This is a genomic window from uncultured Photobacterium sp., assembly GCF_947502415.1.
Taxonomy (GTDB): domain Bacteria; phylum Pseudomonadota; class Gammaproteobacteria; order Enterobacterales; family Vibrionaceae; genus Photobacterium.
In genome coordinates this window covers 1-25,579 of sequence record NZ_CANMZV010000001.1, presented here as the reverse complement: position 1 = coordinate 25,579, position 25,579 = coordinate 1, and the positions used below count along the sequence as shown (strand labels likewise).

Sequence of the window (25,579 nt, the reverse complement as noted above, 5' to 3'; positions counted from 1 at the left end):
TGGTAAAGCAGATGTAGCAAAGTGTTCTAAAAGCATAATATCTTGTTTCATATAAATAGGTCTGATTACAGGCCAAGAGCAATACTACCAGCATTTAATGCTTTGTATAGCCTTTTTATCATTTATTTCATTTTTTTTGTAGTTTCCAACCAGTTGGCTAAAAATTACGGAGACAGTTCAATTAAGTGACGTCATTAAAAGGAAAATCGCTTTTACTAAAACCACGCAATTTAAAAAGGCCACACCAATTTATCTTAGGGTTCACCGCAATGCATTCGCGCCATAAATAACAAAAAAACAGCCATCACATGAATGGCTGCTTAACGTATCCTGAAATAATCATTGCCACCAGTTATAGCAAATTAAATCACCAAACCACCGTCAATTTTCAGAGTTTGACCGGTAATAAATGATGCATTATCACTGGCAAGGAACAGAGCCCCCTTCGCGATATCTTCCGGTTTGCCCATACGCTTAAGCGGTGTTTTATTTTTCATGTAATCCAGCACTTTCTCAGGCAAATCAACTGTCATTGGAGTTTCAATAAACCCAGGGGCTATACAGTTAGCACGAACTTGTGCACCTTTGCGTGAGAATTCTTTTGCCCAGCCTTTAGTCATCGCAATCACACCGCCTTTAGTTGCAGCATAATTACTTTGACCAACATTACCATCTGTACCAACTACAGATGACATGGTAATAATAGAGCCAATTCCTGCTTCAATCATCACCGGAGCAACCGCCTGCGTCATATTAAAGACACCTTTGAGGTTCACATCAAGAACCATATCCCAGTCATCTTCAGTCATCTTATCAAGTAAGTTATCACGAGTAATACCGGCATTATTGACTAGCACATCAATATTAGTAAATTCTTGCTTTATCTTCGCAATAAAATTCTCGATCGCTTTACGATCGCAAACGTTAAGTTCAACTGCTCTTACATTACTGTAATCAGATTCAAGATCAGCCATAGCCGCAGCATTCATGTCGCAAGCAAATACTATAGTTGCATCGTTTTTAGCGAAAGTTTCAACGATACAGCGGCCAATTCCCTGCGCTCCACCGGTAACTACACACACTTTATTCTTAAGCATGATTTCTCCCAACTCCATACCAATCAGTAATACAAATCTTAAACTGAAACTAAATTAGCATATTGAAAAACGCTATCCCCAAAGAAAAAATACTATTTATGTGGATATTAGAAGAAACACACAAAACTTACAGTAACACCAGTGCAAACATCACTGCTCCGATATGTCAGACATAACGTTCATGAAATAATGAAATTTAACTACGCTAAGGAAATACACTGACAAAAGAATCAATATACTAACGTCTATAAAATAGAAACGAACATTAACATCGATGGTTATACCCATTAATAGTTAATAAGCCATAAAAAAGCACGAGATAAATTAATTACCTCGTACTTATACCAAATTGAAAAACAATCAGACCTATCAATGAGGTTAACATTCAGCTTGGTATTATATAATCCTACTGAAACATTAAATTTTAAAATATGAAAGACAATGTTTTTGCTTTTCGGCCAATACTGATAATTCATCGCTGGCTGTAGCACACTGGCTGACACCTGTAGCGCTCAGACTAACAATGTGGTGAATGTTGCTGATGTTGCGGTTAATATCATGGGTAACCTGAGATTGCTCCTCTGCTGCTGTCGCAACCTGAGTGTTCATATCAGTAATACCTTGAACAGCTTCATTAATGCCCAAAAGTGCTTCATTGGCTTTATCTGTCAGCGTATGACTGCTCTCCAGCATAGTACGCACTGAATGCATCGCTTCATTCGCATTAGCTGACTGAGACTGCAATTGTTCGATAATGGCTTGAATTTCCCCTGTTGACTCCTGAGTACGAGCTGCAAGCTGACGGACTTCATCAGCAACCACCGCAAAACCACGCCCACTATCCCCCGCCCGGGCAGCTTCAATAGCTGCATTCAAAGCCAATAGGTTAGTCTGTTCGGAAATGCTTTGGATTACCTCGATCACTTTACTGATCTGTGTTGATTGCTGCTCTAACTGGTTTACCACTTCTGCAGCATCATTAAGACGACAGGATATCTCCTCGCTGGCAAGCGTAGTCTGGTCAAATAAACCGGCCCCTTCAGCCGCCAGAACACTTGCGCTGCGAGCGTTATCATCAGCCCTTACCGCAGCCTGATTGACACTTTCCGCGGTAGAAGACAGTTCTTCAACTGCTGTCGCAACTTGTTCAACCTCTGTTGTCTGCTGATTCGCATTTTTTTCTGACTCTTTCATCACCGCAGCCAATTCTGTTGATGATGAGGCTACACTAGTGCTGATCGTCATTAATTCGTTAACCGTGTTACGCAACTGTACAACCATCCGGGATATATCCTGTGCAAGATGGCTAAGTTCATTTTTACCGTCGGTATCTAATTCAACATTCAGTTCGCCACGGGCAATTTTCTGCATAGTCCGCTGCAGATCCACAATCGGACTCACTATATAACCCGACAACAACCAACCGAATCCTACACCAGCCAACGTCGTCACTAGTGTTGCCCACAAAGCGGTTTCAAGAATCTGATTATGATTTTTAACCTGTGCAGCTATTTGCTGGTCTGTGATGACATTAAGCTTATCGGAAAGCGCATCAATCGAGACTGTCATATTGTCACCCAGGGAACGATATTGAGTGACATAAGTCTGATATTCCAGCTCATTGAGATTACCGGAGTGATATTCTGTCAACACAGATAACATAGTGTTGCGCGTATAATTCAAATACTCATTAAATATCTTATTAAACGCATTCAGTTCTGTTTCTATCCCGGACATAGCCCTGAGGTTTTCAATTGCAAATGTATTTTCTTGCTCGGTTTGATTAAGACTGTTTTCAAACCCTTTCAACTGTGACTTATCATAAATAGCGTAAATAGCACTTACTCTGGTTGCATACATTCCATTAATTAGTCTCGCAATACTATTTTTTGACATAACGGCCTGCTGAGTCGTCATATTCATTACCGAAACTGCATTTTCAAGACCACCACGACTCAAGAAAAAAGAGGCTAGAAATAGAACAGAGACCATTACAACCGGAATTGTCACCTGACGTTTTATTGATAGATTATTTAATATAGACATACAACTTATCCCTTGTTGTATAAATAAAATAGCAATGACAATGGTTCTATCACTGCATGTATTAGTCATAGCAACAGGGCATCTGAGTTACAAAGAAATAATAGCCACTCAGTTCTCATAAATCTATAAAAGCATAATTCGTTAAAAAATATGTTTCGTTATCATTAGCGGCAGAGCACCCTCAGAGGGCAGGTGTATTATTCAATTTGGTATAAAAGCACAGATATAAAAAAACCGGGCTTAATAGCCCGGTTTTCTATCTCTAATTCGCAGCGATTAAGCTTCGTTACGAGGCTTACGGTCGCGACGTGGATGGTCAGATGAACCGTGGTTACGCTCACCACGGTAGCTACCACGGCTGTCGCCGCCACGGTTGCGGTCAAAACGACGCTCGCCATCACGACGGCCACGGCCACCTTCACGGTTACCATCGCGGTTACCACGGTAACCACCACGGTTGCCATCGCGGCTACCATCACGACCACCACGACGGTGCTCACGAAGAACCTCACCTTCAACAACAACAGCTTTAACGTCATTCTGACGAATACGTAGCTTCTTAAGCTGAGCTGATACTTCAGCCGTCATCTTCTTAGGAAGTTGAACATAAGTGTGCTCAGGAGCCAGTTTGATTGCGCCGATGAACTCTTTGCTTAGGCCAAGTTCGTTCGCGATAGCACCAACGATATCTTTAACCTGAACACCTTGCTCACGACCAACCTGTAGCTGGTAAGTATCCCAGTCAGCATTGTTGTAAGAACGACGCTCACGACGTTCACCACGCTCGCCGCCACGGTCTTCACGACGACGCTCACGACGCTGCTTGTCACGCTCGATAGCAGCAATCATTGGGTCTGGGCCTTTGTAGAACAGAGGACGGTTACCCTGCTGACGCTGAAGAAGCATCGCCGCTAGTGTTGCAGCATCAACTTCAATTGTCTCTTGCAGCTTCTCTACAAGTTCAACAAATGCTTCAACATTTACTTGTTCTTTCTGAGTCGCTAGCTCTTGACCTAGACGGTTCAAACGAGCAGCGGCAACTAGATCGCGTAGAGGAAGCTGGATTTCTTCCATGCGAGACTTAGTTACACGCTCGATAGTGCGCAGCATACGGATCTGGTTAGTACGAACAAGAAGGATCGCTTTACCAGCACGGCCAGCACGACCAGTACGACCGATACGGTGGATGTATGATTCTACATCGAATGGGATATCGTAGTTGAATACGTGCGTAATACGCGGCACATCAAGACCACGAGCAACAACGTCAGTTGCAACCAGAATATCGATAACACCTTTCTTGATGTGATCAACAGTACGTTCACGTAGAGATTGTGGAATATCACCGTGCAGTGCAGCAGCTTTAAAACCACGAGCAGATAGCCAGTCAGCCAGACGCTCAGTATCCTGACGTGTACGTACGAATACGATTGATGCGTCAGTATCTTCAGTTTCTAGAAGACGCATCATTGCTTCGTCTTTCTCTACGCCTTTAACAACCCAGAACTGCTGCTCTACCTGAGAAACAGTACGGTTTTCACCAGCAACGTCAATACGCGCAGGTTCACGTAGGAAGCGATCAACGATCTCTTTAACGATTGGAGGCATAGTTGCAGAGAACAGAACGCGCTGAGCTGATTCTGGAGCCTGCTCCATGATCCAAGTTACATCGTCAACGAAACCCATTTTTAGCATTTCGTCTGCTTCATCAAGTACAAAAGTGTGTACTTCATCAAGGTGTAGACGGTCACGAGTGATTAGGTCTTTAACACGACCTGGAGTACCTACAACGATGTGAGCACCAGCTTTAAGCGCACGCATCTGATCAACGATAGATGCACCACCGTAAATTTCTAGTACTTTAAGACCCTTGACGTTTTGACCAAGAACTTTAATTTCTGCAGCAACCTGAATCGCAAGTTCACGAGTCGGAGCCATAACGATTGCTTGTGGCTTATGCTGGCCAAGATCAAGCTTGTTCAGAAGCGGTAGTGAGAACGCTGCTGTTTTACCAGTACCTGTCTGTGCTTTACCCAGCGCATCAGTACCAGTTAGTAGTAGAGGAATTGACGCCGCCTGAATTGGAGTCGGCGCAACGAAGCCCATTGAGTCAAGTGCGGATAAAAGTGTGTCAGCCAGATCTAACTGACGAAATTCTGTAACAGATTCTTGCATTGGGATCCCAATATATAATCTAACGTAAAACGGGCCCCTTTGGCTTTAATCGGTTCTGCAACAGCAACCACAAGCATGGGCCTCGAAGATATGAGGCGCGCATTGTGCGCCATTACTCGATAAAATGCCAGAAAAAATTGAGCGTTGTCACAAAATAAGTTTGAAATATCTATTTATTGAACAATAAGCTTACCTGATAAACATGCTGCACATTACTTTATATCGCACACTAAATCACTCCATTGGTGATACTGGTTTCTTCCCCATTCCTTCGCAAGATACAAAGCCCTATCAGCCCCTTCAATCAACTCCTCAAGCATAGTCCCAGCTGTCGGCGTTATTGTATGCATGCCCAAGCTGATTGTAACCTTGCCGTCATCAACCAATTCATTTGTTAAAGCCAGCTGGTTTATACAAATCCGCATCTTTGCAGCAATACTCTGTGTTGTCTTAGCATCAACACTAGGTAATAAGCAGGCAAACTCTTCGCCGCCATAACGGGTAAATATTGACTTTTGGTATGGTTTGACTATTTCGTCCAATGAAGTAGCTATTTTTATAAGGCAATTGTCACCTTCCTGATGCCCGTAGGTATCATTAAATATTTTAAAATAATCGACATCAATCATGATCAAACTGAGTGGCTCTTCAGTTTTCTGAGCCAACTTCCAATAGCGATCTAATGTCTGGTCAAAAAAACGACGATTCGCAACTCCCGTCAACCCATCTTGCATAGATAAAAGTTCTAGTTGCTGGTTAGCTTCAGCAAGGGCCCGGTTAGTTGCCTCTAGCTGATGCGTACGTTTCAATACCCGCACCTCCAACTCGGCATTTAACTCGCTCAGCTGAACATGCTTACGCCTGATCACTATTTGCTGCCCCAAAGCCGCACCGAATAATTTCAGGATCTCTTTTTGATGTTCAGTCAACGTACGCTGGTTAATCAGGTTATCAGCTGCCAGCCAGCCAATACATTCATTGCCATTCCACATGGCAATCATCGCATTCCATCCGGTTCCTACCTGCTTGACCCCAAAGTAAAGTGGCACATTCTCTTTTACAACAACGTGATCTTTATGGCTCAAGGCTTCATTGACTATCGGATGATCAGGGATTGCACTGGTAAAGTCACTTCGCAACACCAAGTTACCATCAGGATCGGTACCATAAGTTCCCTGCAACTCATTTTTATTAAAGTCAGTCAAAAATAATGCCATCCTGTCAATTCCCAAATGGCTTCGCCCCAAATCAACCGCAGTACGATATAACAGATCAAGACTAGAGACTTTTGATAAGCTCAGCGTTACTTCATGAAGATTTCTCAGTAAGGCCAGATACTCATTGATCGAGTAATTGCGGATTTCAAGTTCAGCCTCAACACTTCTGCGTGTGAGATAGTTATCAATCACCTCTTGCCTTAAAACCCGGGCGCTAATATCAGAGGCAATTGAATACAATAAACTCTCTATATGCTCAAAATTGGCTTCGAAGTAATTAGGCTCCGTTGTTTCCGCATAAATAAAGCCGACATTACCATTATGTGTCTTGATTGGTAATAACAACCGACAGCAAGAATTTTTACCGTCGTCTACCTTTGGCCCGAACACCCTGCTTGTCCGGTCTACGGATGTCCGTACGTACTGGCCGGTTTGCCTGGCCTGTTGCAACATACCGACAGGTACATCGTTATAATCTTTCAGTGTTAAAGGCGTACTGAAATACCGGAATTGATCATCAATCCAGCTGGAAATTACCCTCGGCTCATAATTCTTTTCAACCATCAGGGTTATATTGGTTAACTTGAGCTCCTTACTAAAACTTGATAACAGAGAATAACACCAGCGTTCCAGACTTGACTGGCGAGCCAACAAGTCCACCAAATGACTTAACTCTAATTTCAGACTGACATCCATATTACGCCCCCAACCAACCGAGCATTATGTAAGTACTTAAACATATCTTTTTTATTCGTACTAAATATCTTGTTTACCAGAAAGAAGACAGTTTAGTAGCAGTAATAATCCAGAATGTGACCCCCTGCGTCCAAAATAGCGCGAAAAATGTAAACATCTCGATATTTCATTTTCATACCTAGAAAAAATATTCACATTAGGTATCAACACCTTATTGATACCTATCTCAAATAAAGCATGAACTTAAACGCATTACAGGTTCATATAAAAGCAACAAATTCAACAGTAACAAGGGCTAATTGAACGACAATGAGTTGTATTCACGTAGGTATAGAACTTGGTTTTAATGCATGAAGGCCTTATAGTGTGTCCGTTCACAATCTGAGACCGGGCATAATGTTTCAAGATAATCCATTACTAGCACAGCTAAAAAAACAAATTCAGGAAACACTTCCAAAAAAGGAAGGTAATATCAAAGCAACAGACCGTGGCTTTGGTTTTCTGGAAACAGACAATAAAGAAAGTGTCTTCATCCCACCTAACTATATGAAAAACGTAATGCACGGTGACCGTGTTGTTGCTGTTATTCGTACTGAAAAAGAGCGTGAAGTCGCAGAGCCTCAAGAACTGGTCGAACAGTTCATTAACCGCTTTATCGGTCGCGTAAAGCTTATTCGCGATCGTCTGCACGTTGTACCTGATCATCCGCAATTAAAAGACGCAATCAAAGCGCGCGCCGTAAAAGGCCTCAACCCAGAACTTCTTAAAGAAGGTGACTGGGTAGTTGCGAACATGACTCGCCATCCGCTAGTAGGCGACAACAAAACATTCTTCTGTGAAATCAAAGAAAAGATCACAGACAGCAATGACAAGATTGCACCATGGTGGGTAACTCTGGCCCGTCATGAACTACCAAATGCAGAACCTGCTCCGCAAGATAGCTGGAATATGCTGGATGAAGGCCTTGAACGCCAAGACCTTACTGATCTACCGTTCATCACTATTGATAGTGAATCAACCAAAGATATGGATGATGCACTTTATACCGTGAAAAAAGATGACGGCAGCTTTGAGATCACTATCGCAATTGCGGATCCAACATCATACATTTCCGTTGGCGATAAAATGGATGATGAAGCACGCCAGCGTGGTTTCACCATCTACCTGCCAGGTCGAAATATTCCGATGCTGCCACGTGAGCTAAGTGATGAACTTTGCTCACTGATGGAAAATGAAAAACGTCCGGCTATCTGCTGTCGTGTGACTGTAGATCAAGAAGGTGTGATCCAAGATGACATCCACTTCTTCGCAGCATGGATTAAATCGCAAGGCCGTCTTGCTTATAACCACGTTTCGGATCTGCTTGAGCACGGTAATAGTGAAAACTGGACACCGAATGACGTAATTGCAGAGCAAGTTAAAGCGCTACACGGTTTCGCCAATGCCCGCAGCAACTGGCGTGCAAATAATGCAGTCGTATTCCCTGACCGTCCTGACTACCGTTTCGAACTAAGCGAAGACAACGACGTTATTGCTATTCATACAGACCCTCGCCGTACAGCGAATCGTATGATCGAAGAAGCAATGATCACAGCAAATATCTGTGCCGGTCGTATCCTGCAAGAAAAGTTTGGTACCGGTGTATTTAACTACCATAACGGTTTCAATCCTGAGAAACTGGATACCGCAATGGACTTCCTGACCAACGCCGAAGCGCCGTTTGAGAAAGAAGAACTGACCTCTCTGGAAGGTTTCAGTGCATTGCGTCGCTGGTTGAACAACCAGGAAACAACTTATCTGGATAACCGTCTACGTAAATTCCAGGCATACAGCGAAGTAGGCAATGCACCAGCCCCCCACTACGCGATGGGCCTTGATGTCTACGCAACTTGGACATCACCAATCCGTAAGTACGGTGATATGATCAACCACCGCTTGCTTAAGGCTGTCATCAGCGGTAACGAACCAAGCCAGAAACCGGATGATACTGTTGGTGAAGAAATTGCCAACCACCGCCGCCATCATCGTATGGCCGAGCGTGATGTTGCTGATTGGCTATACGTTCGCCTACTGAAAGATGCAGTTAAGCAAGAAAGCACCTTCACTGCGGAAGTGTTCGACATCAACCGTGCCGGCATGCGTGTTCGTCTGCTGGAAAATGGTGCGGCAGCCTTCATTCCTGGCGCGCTGATCCTGGAAAACAAACAGCGTATCGAATGTAACGCTGATCTTGGGATCATCAACATCGACAAGGTCAAGGAATATCAGTTAGGTGACACTTTCGAAGTCAAACTTGCTGAAGTTCGCGCAGGTACACGCCAGCTGGTCGCAAAGCCAGTTAAAGAATTCCCTGCACCTGTAGCTGAAACTCAAGCGACTGAAGAACAAGCTTAATTGCTTCTTCTATAAATGCTATCAATCAAGGGCTAGTGAAAACTGGCCCTTTTTTTACATCCCGACTTTCAATCTGACTGTTACTCTTAAGTCAAAATCATTCAATAAAAACGAAGAGTCAGCAATGTCAGCGCAACAAACTTCATATATTCACCAACAAATCGAACAATGGCTTGAAAATGTCGTTATCGGGCTCAACTTATGCCCGTTTGCCGCTAAACCAAACCGCAACAAACAGATTAAAATCCACGTAAGCGAAGCAACAAGCGAAGAACTATTGCTTGAAGATATCTATCAACAACTATTGGAACTCGATCAAACCCCCGTTGAAGAGCTAGAAACAACCCTTGTTGTAACACCTGGCCTCTTTGCCGAGTTTGATGATTATAACCAGTTCCTGAATCTAATTGATGCATTGGTCATACAAACAGGAAAAAAAGGTATCTACCAAGTAGCCAGCTTCCACCCAAACTATTGCTTCTATGACACAGTTCCAGATGATGCGGAAAATCTTACTAACCGTTCACCGTTTCCCATCTTTCACCTTATCCGTGAAGCCAGCATGGAGAAGGTACTAAAACATTATCCTGATCCGGATGGAATTCCGGAACGGAACATTGAATGTGTAGAGAGTTTGACACAAGAAGAAATAAAAAAATTATTTCCTTTCCTTATCAAATAATTAGAATAAGGAACAATATATAAATAAGGGAGTAGCGGATCACTCCCTTTCGTTGCAGAACACCTTCATATTAAACAGACCTATCATTTTTATTCGCTGTTTAAATTGAAGCTCCTGTACCAAATATCTGATAATAAGCCCTTGATTGGGAAATAAGTTGTAATGCCACAAGTTTCTTTTGCAATATTCAGAAGCGCAGGAGTGCGCTTTGGGTTACCTTTGCTACTGGCTGTTCTGATGACATTTTCGTTAGAATCGGCTGTAACTACATTTGCGCCTTATCGGGAGCTGTTGCTGATTCTGCCGTATGTGTTGCTTGGCCTTGTTATCCTGCTTAGCCAGCCTTTCAACCAAGGTAAAACAGATCTAACTGCCCTGCTGATGCTAATCACTTTCTACATTATACAAACTCGACTTCAGTCACCGCTTGCCAACAACGAAACCCATATTATCTATGTAATGCTGGCTACACTCCTCCCCCTTAACCTGCTTCTGGTACATATACTGCCGGAACGCCGGCTATTTTCTCGTTTTGGCAGCGGCTACTTTATATTCTTGTTATTACAGATTGCCTGGGGAGTCCTAGTCGCGAATCATTTCTCCGACAGGGATCTAAGCCCTCTCTGGGAAAGCTATCTCTATGCCATCCCAGGCTTTTCACCTATGCCGGTATTACTAATTTTGCTCTATTTAGCTATTGGTTTTGCGTGTGCGTCTACCATACTCAAGCGAAACCAAGGGTATGACCAGGCTATTTTTATCAGCCTACTCTTTGCCGGGATCACATTTTCAGTATTCCAACAGACCTTTATATCGAGCGCAGCTTTCTCCGTCGCAGCTATCTTACTGTTGCTCAATATCATCACTTGTAGTCACGAACTCGCTTATGTTGATCAATTAACAGGAATACCTGGTCGTCGTGCACTTGAAACCGAACTTAAATACCTTGGAAAAACCTATACCCTAGCCATGCTAGACATCGATCATTTCAAGAAATTCAACGATACCTACGGACATAAAACAGGCGACGACGTACTAAGGGTTATCGCTAAATTCATGCGGGAGATAAAAGGCGGTGCTGAAGTATTCCGCTATGGTGGCGAAGAATTTACGATCTTATTCAAAGGCAAGGACTGTAACCACTGTCTTGAGTACCTTGAACAATTCCGAGAAGCTGTCGCCAACTATGAAATGCGTGTCCGCCAGTACAGTTCACGTCCGAAAAGCAATAAAAAAGACATTGAACAACGTAAGGATGAGTCAACAGAAAAAACAGTCAAGATAACTGTGAGTATCGGTGTCGCCGACAGCTTCCCAGACCACAAGCCGGCCAATGTTCTCAAAGCTGCAGATGTCGCGCTATACAAAGCCAAAGAAGCAGGAAAAAACCAAGTCATCCGTGCATAAGCCAGATCGGTATTCAGTTTGGTATTATTCCGTTTGCTATAAATACAAAAAACCCGATGAAATCATCGGGTTTTGGTTACCAATTAAACCTACCTTCACTCTGTTTCCAGCTGAAGAGTAAGCCAGCTATGCAGCAACGCCAATTAAATTTTAAATACAGGTTATCTTAACAGATCGGCGGCCAAACCAGTGCTAAGCCCTGTACTCAGGAGTAGCTCACCATAAGTGAAGTGAGCCTTATTATTGCTTTTCTAATCTCATGTCTTATAGGAATTATATTAGCAGTCATAATGACGGTTTTAAACAAAAAAAACCGTCAACTAGCGATTCTTTCATACTTCAAGCTGCAAGTTTTCACTCATCACTGCCCCTATTCAGCACAAAATGTTAGTCCTATTAATAGAGTTTCTTATCACTTACAGGCAACAACAAAAATAGTGGTCAATGCCTGCCATGCTATTGGAATTCAACTTACTGATATATCTACAACCTATTTATTACTTCTTGTTTAATAAACTTTAGCTACTATTTTGTGTAAAAAAAAGGCTTGCTAAATAGCAAGCCCTTTATGTCGCGAGAGATAAAATTAACCCTTCACACCACCAGCCGTCAGACCGCCAACCAGGAATTTCTGAGCCAACAGGAATACGGAAGTAATTGGAATTGCCGATAGTACTGCTGCAGCCGCAAAATCACCCCACAGGTAGTTCTGAGGATAGAGGTATTGCTGCATACCTACTGCCAATGTGTAGTTATTCACATCGGTTAATAGTAGTGATGCTACCGGAACCTCTGTTACTACGCCGATAAATGACAGGATGAAAACAACTGCCAGAATTGGCACCGACAACGGAAGCAGAACCAGACGGAATGCCTGCCATGGTGTCGCGCCGTCAAGCGCAGCCGCTTCTTCCAGTGATCCATCAATTGTTTCGAAATACCCCTTGATGGTCCATACGTGAAGAGCAATACCCCCCAGATAAGAGAAAATCAGACCACCGTGAGTATTCAGGCCAAGGAACGGAATGTACTGACCAAGACGGTCGAACAAAGCGTACAAGGCTACCAGTGCAAGTACCGCCGGGAACATCTGGAAAATCATCATCCCTTTCAGGATTGTGCTCTTACCCTTAAAGCGAAGGCGTGCAAACGCATAAGCACTGGTTGTTGAAAGCGCAACGATAATAATCGATGTGATTCCAGCAACCTTCACTGTATTCCACAGCCATAACAGCACAGGGAATGGAGGCGGTGTTACACTACCGTCATCATTTGTGACCGCGAATCCAAGGGCTAATCGCCAGTGATCGAGTGTTGGGTTGCTCGGGATAAGCTCACCACCGGCAAAGTTACCTTCACGCAGTGAGATAGCAATAATCATCAACAATGGGAAGATGGTTGCCGCAAGAAACAAACACAATCCGATGTGCGTCGCCCATACTCGGTATTTTAATGACTTAGATTGAACCATTGGCATGACGTCTCTCCTTAGTCCTGTGATAGCTTAGTGAATTTCAGGTTAAGTAGCGCCATACCACCAACCAACAAGAAGATAATGGTTGCGATAGCACCCGCCAGGCCGAAGTCCTGACCACCGCCACCCTCGAATGCGATACGGTAGGTGTAACTTACTAGCAAGTCAGTGTAACCAGCAGGCTCAGACGTCCCCACCATGTTAGGACCACCCGCAGTCAGTAGCTGAATCATTACAAAGTTGTTGAAGTTAAAGGCGAAACTTGCAATCAATAGCGGCGTTAGCGGTTTAATCAGCATTGGCAGCGTGATCGTCATGAAATTCTGAATCGGACCGGCACCATCAATTGCAGAAGCTTCGTATAAGTCTTCCGGAATCGACTTCAGAAGGCCCATACACAGAATCATCATGTATGGGAAACCAAGCCAGGTATTTACCAATACAACCATGATTCTTGCCATCACAGGATCAGAGAACCAAGACGGCTTGATGCCGAAAATCCCATCCAGCAACATGTTGATTTCACCAAAGCTCTGGTTAAACAAACCTTTGAAAATCAGAATCGAAATAAACGATGGAACAGCATATGGAAGGATCAATAGCACCCGGTAGATACCACTGCCTTTCAGTGGTTCCCACTGGACAATGCACGCCAGTACCATACCGACAGCCAGCGTCAGAGCAACGGCAAGGAAAGCAAATACCACGGTCCAGATGAAGATACCGAAGAATGGTTCTTTAATGCCATCATCTGTCATTACTCGTTCAAAGTTCGCCGTGCCCACACCCACGACAAAGCCCGGAGAAATTGGCTCACCAACAAAATTGCCATCAGCATCAACCGGCTGGTAATAACCGATTTCCATATTTGGCTTAAATAGCTGCTGAGTCTTATTGTTAACCAGTGTCAGACCATCGCCCTGAAGAGTAAACAGCGGTGATTCTGCAGCGAACTTACGCAGACCACTCATACGGATTTGATCACCATCCGGCATCACCAACTCAACTTTTGTTAAGTTAGAACGGTTCTGAACAATCGCTTTGATCTTCTCTTTCTGCCCTTGAATACTGTCAACTTGACGAAGGCTCATCGGATCCGCAAACGGGTTTGCAATGTCGAAAACATCAGAAGCAAGCAATTCACCATTTGCATTAATTACCAGTTGATGGCCATTGTCGACTTTATATAAGTCGAATTTATAGCTATCACCAGACTGGAAAGTACGTTGATGCAATACCGATTGCGTCCGCTCAAGCGATAACTGGTTCGATGCACTGTAGTTAGTAAATGCAAGCCCTACGGTATAAACCAATGGGAAGATAATGAAAATGAGCATCCCTGCAATACCAGGGAAGATATATCGATGGGCGTATGTTTTGTTACTACCGAAAATAAAAAGAGCAAGTGCTGTTAGAACAACGGTAAGAAGCGCAAAGGCAATCTCGCCTTGTGCATACATCAACACGGTAGCATAACCGTTAACCACACCGATCATGCCTAGCAGTGACCACTTCAGCCACTTACGATAATTAAATTTAGGACTTTCGTTTTCCGATTCCAAAAGTCCTGCACCTTGAACTGACTGCATCTCAGCTCCTTGCTAGCAAAAAATGACAAAAATGGGGAGAGTTACCCCTCCCCGCAAAAAGTTACTTAAGCATATGACCTGCAGCTGCATCTAGCGCGCCGTTGATGTCCTGACGACCGTCTACAACGTTCTTGATAGCGTTGCCTTCTGCATACCAGAAAGCAGTCATCTGAGGTACGTTAGGCATGATTTCGCCGTTCATCGCGTTATCCATTGTTGCAGCGATACGTGCATCTTTATCTAACGTCTTCTGGAATGATTTCAGCGCAACAGCACCAAGAGGCTTGTCATCGTTAACCATACCCAGACCTTCGTCTGTCAATAGGTAGTTTTCGATGAACTCAACAGCCAGATCCTGGTTAGGTGACGCAGAGCTGATACCCGCAGTCAGCACACCAACAAATGGTTTAGATGCGCTACCGTTTAGCTTAGGCAGAACTGTTACACCGTAACTGATACCTGACTTCTCAACGTTGCCCCAAGACCATGGGCCATTGATAGTCATTGCAACGTTACCTTTGTTGAACTCAGCTTCAGAAATGCTGTAGTCCATATCTGGCGAGATCACTTTTTTGTCGACCAGTGACTTAATGAAGTTCATGCCGCGCTTCGAGCCCGCATTGTTAACACCTACATCTTTCACATCGTAACCATTCACTGTGAACTTGAATGCGTAACCACCATCAGCTGAAATTACCGGCCATGTAAAGTACGGTTCTTTCAGGTTCCACATGATCGCTTTTTTGCCATCTTTCTGAAGCGACTTATCCAGCGCTTCAACCTCTTCCCAGTTCTTCGGTGGGTTAGGAACAAGATCCTTGTTATAAATCAGAGAAAGTGCTTCAACCGCCACTGGGTAGCCAATGTACTTACCATCGTACGTCACTGCATCCCATGTGAAATCGATGATTTTGTCTTTCAGCTCAGCAGATGGCTTAATCTCTTTAAGCAGACCTGCTTTTGCATAACCACCGAAACGGTCGTGCGCCCAGAAAACAATATCCGGACCATCACCCGCCGCCGCTACCTGAGGAAACTTCTCAGACAGGCCATCGGGGAAAGCAACTGTAACTTTTACACCTGTGTCTTCTTCAAACTTCTTACCTACTTCAGCCAGGCCGTTATAACCTTTATCGCCGTTGATCCAGATAGTAAGTTGACCCTCTTCAATCGCAGCATGCGCATTAACTGAACCAAGTGCAGCAAGGGTACAAAAAGCTACAGTGCTGAGGACTTTCTTCATTTTTAACATCCTTCATGATTGTTATATTTCGTACTCCAGAACCTACTCTGCAGCACAATTTTCAGCCTGTATCATCCATCAGGAGTGAGCACCCGGCATCATCCTACGCCCTACGCCCCCTAACCCTTCGATTTAAAAGCGTGATCTCTGTCGTTTCGGTTAGTGACAGAGATCTAAAAACAACACCTGATTGTGATACAACGCACATGGTACTGGTAATAAATAACCTCATCAGCAAGCGGAATATTAAAATGTGATCCAAGCACTCCTCCCCCCCTCATCCACCTTTTAAATAATGAATAAGGAGGATGTTTCCCTGTGCCAGCTAGGTAAGAATACAGCCATACCCAATGGGTAGATGAAGATGCTTTTACTGTTCTGTTTTATGCAGTTTTAACTTTCACAGTAACCACTTTTATTGGAAACGACAGAACCGCTTTACTTCTTGGGGAAGTAAGTAAAGTGGAATTGGTCAGGGTAGCAGTTCATTCCACTGCCTGAGTGCAACACACGCTACCCGTTTTTTTCTTCACTACACCGAATAAAAATTCTTTACCCGTAAGGCCTGGCGTGAATATCATGCCGCAAAGAGAAGCCTTGCAGGCAACAACAAACTTAGAGGAATAGGCTCGATGGCGAGTGTCACTTTACGAAATGTATGTAAAGCATATGGAGATAACCTGATTTCCAAGAACGTTGATCTCGATATTGCTGAAGGCGAATTCGTTGTTTTTGTAGGGCCTTCAGGCTGTGGTAAATCGACCCTTCTTCGTTGTATCGCGGGCTTAGAAGACATTACTTCCGGTGATCTTTACATCGGCGAAGAACGCATGAACGAGGTTCCTCCTTCTGAACGCGGCGTTGGTATGGTTTTCCAGTCTTACGCCCTGTATCCACACCTTAACCTGTTCGACAACATGTCTTTTGGTATGAAGCTGGCAAAAGCAGACAAAGCTGAAACCAAACAACGTGTTGATCATGCTGCTGATATTCTCCAACTGGGTCACCTGCTAGAACGTAAGCCTAAAGCACTTTCAGGTGGTCAGCGCCAGCGTGTCGCCATCGGCCGTACTATCGTTTCCCAACCGAACGTATTCCTTCTTGATGAACCGCTATCTAATCTGGATGCCGCGCTTCGTGTCCAGATGCGTATTGAAATTGCCAAGCTGCACAAACAGCTGGGTTGTACCATGATCTACGTTACCCACGACCAGATCGAAGCCATGACAATGGCACAGAAGATCGTCGTACTGGATGGTGGTTATGTTTCTCAGGTCGGTAAACCACTAGAGCTATACCACTACCCGCAAAACCGTTTTGTCGCGGGCTTTATCGGCTCACCGAAAATGAACTTCATGAGCGTATTCATCGAAGAGGCAGAAGATGAGCGAGTGATGGTTCAAATGGCTGACGGTAATGCCTTCTGGATCCCTGTTGACGGTACAACCGTAACAAAAGGTGACCGTATGTCGTTAGGTATCCGTCCTGAACACCTGGTTCCATGTGACGAAGGCGAAGCATGTGTTGAAGGTAAAGTTCAAGTTGTTGAAAAACTTGGCTACGAGACCCAGGCTTACCTGCATCTTGAACACGTAGATGCCGACTTTATCTACCGCCGCCCAGATACACTGGACGTAGAAGCAGGTGATAGCTTCAAATTTGGTATTCCAGCCCACCGCTGCCACCTGTTCCACAGTGATGGCCGTGCATGCCGCCGTCTGTACAAAGAACCGGGCGTGTAAAAGCTAATTTCCTCTAAACGAAAAGCGCTGTTCCAGTTTACTGACAGCGCTTTTTTTGTGATCGCTTACCTTTCTTTGTACTTGTTACAAAGCCCCCCTCGGCACCTGTTCATTGGATAAATGCCTGGGCAACACGCTACCTGGAGATAATAAAGTAATTTTATGGCCGTAAAGCCCGGTAATGAGTGGTGAGCCCTGCTCATCACACCTAGACTTAAATGGCTGGTGATCTTCAGCATCACAGGCTACGTAAGCAATTTAGGGAATCACCCGGATATATCAAACTAATTAATTTTCGGTATAAAAAATTTATGTTGGTTTGGTATTAGATATCTAGAAATATCTTTTGATGGAGGATCATTACATGAGCAGCCACGACAGAATCGAAGATATCGAGCAACGAATCTATATGGCATATCAAGAAGGTAACTATCAGGAGGCCAAAGCGCTTGAAGTCAAAATCAAAAAACTCAGGGGCCAAAGCAATATCAATCAATATGATGAGCGCGAGCCTTACTCCATTGAAGGTCGAGTGTTCACGGATGAGGATTCTAAATAGCTCGCACGGTGTTCTTTAACCGATAAGGTGCCCGATTATACCAACGGCCATAGACATAAAACGCCGCTCATCTTGAGCGGCGTTTGTTTTTATTGTGGCTCTGTTCTCACTAATCGACAGCTTTGCTCAAGTCACTTACCTCAACTTGCTGTTGCAAAACATGGCTAATACGCAAAACCGGATAATCACGATCTGTATCGGGTTGGGCAAATTCCAATGAGCCAATTTCCACCAGATAACTCTGCTGGACACAAGTCAGTACTACCGACTTGCCATTGACTTCAGCTTGAGCTAGAGCCGGATTAAACGCTACCATTACCGGCAAAGAAGTACCAGAAAACGATAGTAAGTACTTAGCTTTATTACTTGCTGTCAGCACCAGTTCAAGAGCAATATCCGCTGGTTGCTGATAATTAAGACGATACACTTCATTACCGCCTGGCTGTCGTACAAAATCAACAACCAAGGCATTGTTCCCGGCAAAGCGCAGACTGGCATCGAACGACTTCCACACAGACGGCAAACTCGGTGACAAAATCACTTTTCCAGCCAGCAGATCCGGTGTAAACCCGACATAATCCTGATAACCATTACGGGTAAATTCTGAAACCGACCAAGCCTGGGCATAAGTACCAGTTGTAGTTAGCTGCCCCTTGGCATCAAGGAAAGCATCCAAATTCTCGCTCATCGCACCACAGTGGCCAATCGACAAAATTTGCTGTGACAAATTTTTAGTCAACTCATAAGCAAAGTCTGTATAGCCATATTGCAGTAAGCCTGTCACGGTAAAGCCCGCATTCCAGCCCCAAATCGTACCATTATGATAAGCGGCGTCCTTATGGTATTCCTCACGATTCGCATGATAAGGATGGAAGATAGGATCTTTCTGCGATAACGATGTGATCCCCCACGGAAACAACAACTCCGTCACCGCATTCCTTACAATATTAGCTCCAATCACCTTGTCGACCAGTGCGCCGTCAAAAGGCACACTCAGCGCCATCAGCTGGTTCGGACGCACCTGTAAATCACGGCTGTCATCTTCGCATAAGCGATCAGCCAGTAAACCTTGTTCTTTATCCCAGAACAATTGCTGGAAGCTCGCCTGCACGTTATCCGCCATTGCCTGATAACGCAATTCGCTATTCTCATCCTGATTGATACGAGCCAGCTCCACCGCCACTTTCAGGCTGGTATACCACAAAGCCTGAATATCATTAGCTCGGTTACCACGAGCTGACCAAGGAAGCTTCCCTTCCAACTTAGCATCCATCCAGGTATCCGGATCGCGATGAGTCATCAAACCATGCTGATCAAGATAATTTTTTTCGATACCATCGATGTAAGTTTGCACAACCGGATAAATCGCGCGAGCATATTCAATGTCACCGCTATAACGCAGGTAATCCCATACCTCGCGGACCATCCACGGCGTACCGTCGGTGGTGTTATAAATAATATTGGTCAGGCTGGTAACCCGGTTCGGAATACGACCGTAATTAATGTGCTTCTCATCCGTCAACTGCATTGAGGCAAAATTATCAATAATTTTTTTTGCATCGCTGAAATCACCATTAACCAGAGTGATCCCCGGCAACGCAATAAATGAATCACGTCCCCAGCAGTCCTTGAACCACGGTAATCCGGCCCAGATCCCTTTTCCAAACTCATTAGAGACGAAAACCTTACCTGATGCCTTAGCCCACATCAGCGCCCGGTTATATTCAAGATCTGATGTCCAGATGTAAGAATGGGTCAGCATGTCATAGGTTTGTTGCTGGTGCATGACGTAACCATCTTGCTCAAGCTGCTGATTAGCCAGAGCAATTGCCTCAGCTTCGCTCTCAGCAAACGCAATATACAGTGTCAGGCTAATTTCATCCTCCAGCGTTTCAATAACTGGCTTAACGTGATTACCATTCAGGTGCATCACATCTTTCAGCGCAGGCATCTGGGAAAAAGTAACTTCTTTGAAACGAAATGGCTTGTCTGCGCAAAGTGCAATGAACGATGGGGTATTGTCCTGCCGCAAAGCCGGATCCAATACATACACAACACCGTTTTCAAATGCCTTTACTGAAGAGGCATTCAGGCCAAGGTTCAATTGTGGAGCCAATGCCAGCTTGGCCGCCTGTGGTAAGCATACCGTCAATGCCACTGCTCGCTGCTGCGAAAGCAACATAAATGTATCGCGGCTATGGTTGGAATAATGGTGAGTTACACCATATGGCAAAATCTCTGCATCAGTTGCCAAGCACTTATCATTGATTTTTCCATCAACAAAAGATGCAAAAGAGCCCAGATACCAACCCTGTTTATGGCGGTATTTTCCTGATGCAACAAAACCGTGAGTAACCCCTTCAAAATAACCGTCCACATTATCACCGAACACGAACGGAACACTTTCCTGAGCTTTAATTGCCAGATGATCGAACAGTATATCAGGTGCTAACACAGGCTCAGATTTGGCGTGCAACTGAGCGTAACCGGCACTAACAGCCACTTCAAGCTCTACAAGTTCGCGGCTTAGTTCTGCATCACTGTTATCGCCACCAGCTGCAATTATCATTAACGGTTTCTGATCTTTTACGTTAAGCGAAATTGTATACAGTCCTGTTTCCGGAGCCCAAAACGTCAGATCATTACCAATCCCTTTAGCCGGCACTAAAGCCTGAACTTGATCCAACTTACACACCACAGACTTGTACTTATCTGCCGAAAACGTCAGCCCTTCACTACCTTGCTGATCGGAAACCTTAAAACTATGCTGATCTGCCGAAAGACAAATTACCGCCTGATAGCACCCCGCCCCCATATAAGCCATTGGAGTGTCATCACCCCAGCCATTAAAGGTACCTTTCACATATAACTGCTCACTATACGGAGCCTGCACTAACCCGTTCACATCTGTTCCTTATCCGTCGCCAGTATGGCTATTGGCCAGCCATTCAGGACTAAAATACGTTCTTCAAATAAGAATGCGCAGACCAGGCGGGCGCATTGAAAGACATTTATTCACCCAATTTACATAGGTGTTCTATCCATTATTTGATTTGCAAAGCCGCCGTATCCAGCGCTTCTTTCACTGTCTGGCGACCTAGCAATGCATTTTCAATTGCAGCACCTTCCGCAAACCAATATGAAGTCATTTCCGGTATGTTCGGCATGATTTCGCCATTTTGCGCGTTCGTCATCGTTGCAGCAATTCGGCTATCTTTCGACAGGATATTCTGGAATGACTTCAATGTAACCGCACCTAAAGGTTTGTCATCATTAATTTTATTCAGGCCTTCGTTAGTCAGCAAGTAGTTCTCAATAAACTCGACAGACAAGTCTTTATTAGGGCTGGCAGCATTAATACCGGCACTCAAAACGCCAACGAACGGGTTAGATGTCCCGCCATTCAACGTTGGCAGTACAGCAACGCCGTAATTCAGCTTAGACTTCTCAAGGTTGCCCCATGCCCACGGGCCATTGATAGTCATGGCGACATTGCCCTTATTAAACTCAGACTCAGAAACTGCGTAATCCATATCCGGAGAAACAACACCTTTCTTCACCAAATCAACCAAGAAGCTCAAGCCAACAATACCCGCCTTACTATTTACACCGACCTGCTTACCATCAAAGCCTGTTTCGGTTTTCTTAAATGCATAACCACCGTTGGCCGAAATCATTGGCCAGGTGAAGTAGGCGTTTTTCACATCCCACATGATGGCTTTCTTACCTTTTGCCTTCATTTGCTTTTCGATCTCTACCAGCGCTTCCCAGGTCTTAGGTGGCTCCGGCAAAAGATCTTTGTTGTAAATCAGAGATGGAGACTCGACGGCAACGGGATAACCGACAAGCTTGCCTTCGTAAGTCACTGCATCCCAGCTGAAATCGACGAGCTTCTGCTTAAACTCTTCTGATGGATGAACTTCTGCCAGCAGGCCGGACTTGGCATAACCACCAAAACGATCGTGTGCCCAGAAAATAATGTCAGGGCCGCCACCTGTTGCCGCTACCTGCTGAAACTTAGCCTCAAGAGATTCAGGGTACTGGACGTTTACCTTAACACCGGTCTCTTCTTCAAACTGACGGCCAACTTCAGCCAGGCCGTCGTAGCCTTTATCACCATTAATCCAGATCAGAATTTTTCCTTCCTGCATTGCAGCGGAAGCTACCATCGGAAAAGCAATTGCGGCAGAAAGCGAGCAAAGGGTCAGAGTTTTAAGCATATGTTTCATCATCAATTCCCGTTGTTATTTTTATCGAGTTGTTGTTTTCATCGATAAATGCATTCTCCTCCCCCCATGCTCATTGATCATCCTCCCCCTCCCTACGCCCCCAGAAGGTTTCTATCAACTCTGTGAAACTAAACACATTCTGTTGCTCTGAAGACAACAAAGCCGCTGATAATCAGCGGCTTTGAATAGAATATTCAGGCTGTATAATTAACCCAATTGATAGATTTTTGCAGCTAATGCAGGTAGCTCTATAATTGCTTCACCGTCCCCATCAGCAACAAATAAATGGACCTGCTCGTTTCCATAGAGCTGCTCTGTCAATACATACAGACCCTCTCCGAGCTGCCAGGCATCAAGCAATGCCGCAGGCAGTTTGACCTTAACCATTCCCTGATTAACATCCGCAAAATTAACCACAATCAGCAGCTTCTGCTGCTCATCAAAACGGCTAAAGCAAAACAAGGATTCATTGTAATGTTCGCTATGCGCTCGATTGTAGAGATGGATTTCCAGATACTTGCCGGTCATCGCAGAGCTCGTTAACAAGAAATTCAACAAACGCTGATAAAAGTCGCGAAGCGCTCGTTCTTGTTCGGTTAACAAGCCCCCATCGAACTTTCCGTCATTCATCCAACGCTGATAATTTGGTACCCCGAAATAATCAAAAATCGTCGTCCGAGAATGCAGACCAAAGCCGGCATCTTCCGCTGCGGATTCACCGACTTCCTGACCGAAATAAACCATGGTTGGTGAGGTACTTAATGTCGTCGAAACCAACATTGCCGGCTTGCCTTTATCCGCATCACCTGCAAATTCCGGACTGGCTAACCTTTGTTCATCATGGTTATCAAGAAAATGCACCATATGGTGTTCAATATCTAATAGCTGCTCCTGTACACCAACGATATTATCCGTTGAGCCGCGCCCTTGCATAATAAGTTTCAGCGAATCATACAAATCAACTTTATCGTACAGATAATCCATTTTACCCAGGTGGATATAATCCCGGTAAAGCTGCGGCTGATAAACCTCTGCCATCAGGAATGCATCAGGATTGACGTGTTTGATCGATGAGTTCATAAAGCTCCAGAACTCAACAGGCACCATCTCAGCCATGTCGTAACGGAAACCATCAACCCCAAGGTCAAGCCAATACAAGGCGATATCACGGAACTTATTCCAGGAATCCGGGACACATTTATCCTGCCAGAACTGATGATGCGCAGAATGTTCAAGAAGCTCATAACCTAAAGGTAACTCATCAAAATCCTTGCTGCCATCCGGTCTTACCCCGTAATTGACCTTAACGGTCTCATACCAGTCATCAAATTTTGGCTGTGCCAGACGAGTGCCATTTCCTGTCCATTTAGCCGGGAATTCGTCATAAGGCTCTGCCAAATCAGGATGCGCCTCACCACCGAGAGGCAGGTAACCATTCTTAGCTTCAGGAACCTGAAATGCTTCACCCGGAATGTAATAGAAGTTATTGTCGCGATGATAGACTGCCGACGTATTATCTGAAGCACCAAAGTCTTCAACACCTTCAGGGTTTGTCAGCCCCTGATAGCGACGAGCGACATGGTTGGGGACAATATCAATAATCACTTTCAGCCCATTGCGATGGCTTCGTTCAATCAAAGCTTTGAACTCATCCAAACGATTCGCCGGGTCTTCTGCTAAATCCGGATTAACGTTGTAATAATCTTTAACAGCATATGGTGAACCAGCCCGCCCTTTCACAACACTAGGATGATCCGCTGCGATCCCATACTGACTATAGTCTCTAACCAAAGCGTGATGTGGGACACCTGTATACCAAATGTGGCTGACACCCAGCTGTTTGATCTCTTGCAGTGCTTTGTCAGTAAAATCATTAAATTTACCGACACCGTTTTCTTCAATCGTTCCCCAAGGCTTGTTGGTTGTATTTGTATTGCCAAACAAGCGAGTAAAAACCTGATAAACGACATGTTTTTCGGGCGTGTTCGATTTAGTCATGGAAAGTTAACTCTGAAGGCAAAAAGGAAAAGGAGATAAAAGATGAAAGCGGGCAGGTGAAACCTGCCCGCTATGGTGATTTACTTCTTAATTAGCTCGATAAACGTTGTTTCTGCCGAGCTTGAACCTGCACGCTTGGCCTCTTCAAGTAATTGAAGTGCTTTATGCATATCGTTCTTTTCAACTGCCGCTTTAATTTGAACGTTATAAAAGGCCTCCGTTTCCGGTAGCATCTTCACATTCATAGCCGCCGGAGCAACCTTTGTAACAGGTTGAGTTTCTGAAACAACAGCAGGAACTACAGGAGCCCTGACGGCCTGGTCAGCTCGATACGAGCGTAAATTAAGCGGCTTCAAATCTAGAGCTAGCGAGCCAAATTTGCGATGCTGGATAACCGGATCTGTCACCATTGGTCTAGCCATACCCAGCTCTTCAGCACGAACTCGTTCAGGATGCGGAATCTGAATTTTGCCTTCCCGGTACTCAAGCGGAGAATATACAACCATATACGGAGTTTTGCTTTGCTCCATCACGAAACGCTTCTGATAGCTAGAAAGGCTAAATATATTCGAAGGCTTTACCTCAAAATCTTCAAGAGCAATAGTTTTTACCGGTTCAAACTGAGGGCTTAACAGCAAAACTTTGGGGGCAAATACACCCGATGTTTTCATCCAGCTCTTCAAACCCACCCGCATTCTTTCGACATTCTGAGGTAATGCAAAAGCAGCAAAATAACTATTCCCTTCTGCAAACTGCCCTACCTTAGAATATTCATCAATAGCAAAATCAATCTCATTCCCTTGCATTGGCACCCAGGAAAATTCGCTATATGTATTGCAACAAACCGAAGCTGTTATCGCTACGTCTTTCACCTTTGCCGATATGTCTGTTGCCGGGGAAGCAGCGCAGCCAATAAGAGAAGCTGCAAGCATCGCAGCCAGTGTTGTTTTAATTCTTAGTTTCAACTTTGAAGTGCGACAAAAGTAATTATTGTGCATAGCAGTATCCTGGAGTGTAAAAACCAAGTCTTT

Annotated in this window: 17 protein-coding genes; 6 read left to right on the top strand and 11 right to left on the bottom strand. The window is 44.4% G+C overall.

Going from position 1 to position 25,579, the window contains the following annotated elements:
* Positions 1-362 precede the first annotated feature (362 nt).
* The 4 genes from Q0852_RS00085 to Q0852_RS00070 form a co-directional block, all read right to left on the bottom strand.
* Complete coding sequence (locus tag Q0852_RS00085) at positions 363-1,097, bottom strand: beta-ketoacyl-ACP reductase (RefSeq protein WP_299012815.1); 735 nt, start codon at positions 1,095-1,097, stop codon at positions 363-365.
* Positions 1,098-1,514: 417 nt separating this feature from the next.
* The gene (locus tag Q0852_RS00080) at positions 1,515-3,143 is read right to left on the bottom strand and encodes a methyl-accepting chemotaxis protein (protein ID WP_299012814.1); all 1,629 of its coding nucleotides are present in this window, start codon (positions 3,141-3,143) and stop codon (positions 1,515-1,517) included.
* A 276-nt stretch (positions 3,144-3,419) separates the two neighbouring features.
* Complete coding sequence (locus Q0852_RS00075; RefSeq protein ID WP_299012812.1) at positions 3,420-5,318, bottom strand: DEAD/DEAH box helicase; 1,899 nt, start codon at positions 5,316-5,318, stop codon at positions 3,420-3,422.
* Positions 5,319-5,530: 212 nt separating this feature from the next.
* Positions 5,531-7,231, bottom strand: a complete 1,701-nt coding sequence (locus Q0852_RS00070; RefSeq protein WP_299012811.1) for a sensor domain-containing diguanylate cyclase — start codon at positions 7,229-7,231, stop codon at positions 5,531-5,533.
* A 396-nt stretch (positions 7,232-7,627) separates the two neighbouring features.
* On the opposite strand from Q0852_RS00070, the gene Q0852_RS00065 reads away from it, so the two are divergent.
* From Q0852_RS00065 to Q0852_RS00050, 4 genes are all read left to right on the top strand, one after another.
* Positions 7,628-9,625, top strand: a complete 1,998-nt coding sequence (locus Q0852_RS00065; RefSeq protein WP_299012809.1) for an exoribonuclease II — start codon at positions 7,628-7,630, stop codon at positions 9,623-9,625.
* 124 nt (positions 9,626-9,749) lie between these two features.
* Complete coding sequence (locus tag Q0852_RS00060; RefSeq protein WP_299012807.1) at positions 9,750-10,307, top strand: DUF1415 domain-containing protein; 558 nt, start codon at positions 9,750-9,752, stop codon at positions 10,305-10,307.
* Positions 10,308-10,469: 162 nt separating this feature from the next.
* The gene (locus Q0852_RS00055; RefSeq protein WP_299012805.1) at positions 10,470-11,714 is read left to right on the top strand and encodes a diguanylate cyclase; all 1,245 of its coding nucleotides are present in this window, start codon (positions 10,470-10,472) and stop codon (positions 11,712-11,714) included.
* Positions 11,715-12,004: 290 nt separating this feature from the next.
* A complete protein-coding gene (locus tag Q0852_RS00050; protein ID WP_299012803.1) occupies positions 12,005-12,226 on the top strand; it encodes a hypothetical protein in 222 nt (73 codons plus the stop codon).
* 74 nt (positions 12,227-12,300) lie between these two features.
* Here Q0852_RS00050 and malG read toward each other — a convergent pair whose 3' ends face one another.
* The 3 genes from malG to malE (Q0852_RS00035) form a co-directional block, all read right to left on the bottom strand.
* Positions 12,301-13,191, bottom strand: coding sequence for a maltose ABC transporter permease MalG (gene malG / locus Q0852_RS00045; protein WP_299012801.1), 891 nt, complete (start codon positions 13,189-13,191; stop codon positions 12,301-12,303).
* An 11-nt stretch (positions 13,192-13,202) separates the two neighbouring features.
* Complete coding sequence (gene malF / locus Q0852_RS00040; protein WP_299012800.1) at positions 13,203-14,777, bottom strand: maltose ABC transporter permease MalF; 1,575 nt, start codon at positions 14,775-14,777, stop codon at positions 13,203-13,205.
* A gap of 61 nt (positions 14,778-14,838) precedes the next feature.
* Positions 14,839-16,020, bottom strand: coding sequence for a maltose/maltodextrin ABC transporter substrate-binding protein MalE (gene malE, locus Q0852_RS00035; protein WP_299012797.1), 1,182 nt, complete (start codon positions 16,018-16,020; stop codon positions 14,839-14,841).
* 632 nt (positions 16,021-16,652) lie between these two features.
* Between malE (Q0852_RS00035) and malK the strand changes: the two genes are divergently transcribed.
* Both malK and Q0852_RS00025 read left to right on the top strand, forming a co-directional pair.
* Positions 16,653-17,762, top strand: a complete 1,110-nt coding sequence (gene malK, locus Q0852_RS00030) for a maltose/maltodextrin ABC transporter ATP-binding protein MalK (protein ID WP_299012796.1) — start codon at positions 16,653-16,655, stop codon at positions 17,760-17,762.
* 364 nt (positions 17,763-18,126) lie between these two features.
* Positions 18,127-18,321 (top strand): hypothetical protein, encoded by a 195-nt coding sequence (locus Q0852_RS00025; protein ID WP_299012794.1) that lies wholly within the window; start codon positions 18,127-18,129, stop codon positions 18,319-18,321.
* Between the two features lie 109 nt (positions 18,322-18,430).
* On the opposite strand, the gene Q0852_RS00020 is transcribed toward Q0852_RS00025, so the two are convergent.
* From Q0852_RS00020 to Q0852_RS00005, 4 genes are all read right to left on the bottom strand, one after another.
* A complete protein-coding gene (locus Q0852_RS00020) occupies positions 18,431-21,226 on the bottom strand; it encodes an amylo-alpha-1,6-glucosidase (protein ID WP_299012792.1) in 2,796 nt (931 codons plus the stop codon).
* Positions 21,227-21,365: 139 nt separating this feature from the next.
* Positions 21,366-22,550: a maltose/maltodextrin ABC transporter substrate-binding protein MalE gene (malE, locus tag Q0852_RS00015; RefSeq protein ID WP_299013426.1), complete on the bottom strand. Its 1,185-nt coding sequence runs from the start codon at positions 22,548-22,550 to the stop codon at positions 21,366-21,368.
* Between the two features lie 207 nt (positions 22,551-22,757).
* Positions 22,758-24,548: an alpha-amylase family protein gene (locus Q0852_RS00010; RefSeq protein WP_299012790.1), complete on the bottom strand. Its 1,791-nt coding sequence runs from the start codon at positions 24,546-24,548 to the stop codon at positions 22,758-22,760.
* Between the two features lie 80 nt (positions 24,549-24,628).
* A partial coding sequence (locus tag Q0852_RS00005; RefSeq protein ID WP_299012788.1) for a MalM family protein occupies positions 24,629-25,579 on the bottom strand: 951 nt, incomplete at its 5' end.

What these genes read in the sequence shown, in the direction of transcription:
- malE (WP_299012797.1), bottom strand. Translation starts at nt 16,020, where the DNA reads ATGAAGAAAGTCCTCAGCACTGTAGCTTTTTGTACCCTTGCTGCACTT.
- malK (WP_299012796.1), top strand. Translation starts at nt 16,653, where the DNA reads ATGGCGAGTGTCACTTTACGAAATGTATGTAAAGCATATGGAGATAAC.
- malF (WP_299012800.1), bottom strand. Translation starts at nt 14,777, where the DNA reads ATGCAGTCAGTTCAAGGTGCAGGACTTTTGGAATCGGAAAACGAAAGT.
- Q0852_RS00055 (WP_299012805.1), top strand. Translation starts at nt 10,470, where the DNA reads ATGCCACAAGTTTCTTTTGCAATATTCAGAAGCGCAGGAGTGCGCTTT.
- Q0852_RS00025 (WP_299012794.1), top strand. Translation starts at nt 18,127, where the DNA reads ATGAGCAGCCACGACAGAATCGAAGATATCGAGCAACGAATCTATATG.
- Q0852_RS00010 (WP_299012790.1), bottom strand. Translation starts at nt 24,548, where the DNA reads ATGACTAAATCGAACACGCCCGAAAAACATGTCGTTTATCAGGTTTTT.
- Q0852_RS00080 (WP_299012814.1), bottom strand. Translation starts at nt 3,143, where the DNA reads ATGTCTATATTAAATAATCTATCAATAAAACGTCAGGTGACAATTCCG.
- Q0852_RS00075 (WP_299012812.1), bottom strand. Translation starts at nt 5,318, where the DNA reads ATGCAAGAATCTGTTACAGAATTTCGTCAGTTAGATCTGGCTGACACA.
- Q0852_RS00050 (WP_299012803.1), top strand. Translation starts at nt 12,005, where the DNA reads ATGACGGTTTTAAACAAAAAAAACCGTCAACTAGCGATTCTTTCATAC.
- Q0852_RS00060 (WP_299012807.1), top strand. Translation starts at nt 9,750, where the DNA reads ATGTCAGCGCAACAAACTTCATATATTCACCAACAAATCGAACAATGG.
- Q0852_RS00065 (WP_299012809.1), top strand. Translation starts at nt 7,628, where the DNA reads ATGTTTCAAGATAATCCATTACTAGCACAGCTAAAAAAACAAATTCAG.
- malG (WP_299012801.1), bottom strand. Translation starts at nt 13,191, where the DNA reads ATGCCAATGGTTCAATCTAAGTCATTAAAATACCGAGTATGGGCGACG.
- Q0852_RS00085 (WP_299012815.1), bottom strand. Translation starts at nt 1,097, where the DNA reads ATGCTTAAGAATAAAGTGTGTGTAGTTACCGGTGGAGCGCAGGGAATT.
- Q0852_RS00070 (WP_299012811.1), bottom strand. Translation starts at nt 7,231, where the DNA reads ATGGATGTCAGTCTGAAATTAGAGTTAAGTCATTTGGTGGACTTGTTG.
- malE (WP_299013426.1), bottom strand. Translation starts at nt 22,550, where the DNA reads ATGAAACATATGCTTAAAACTCTGACCCTTTGCTCGCTTTCTGCCGCA.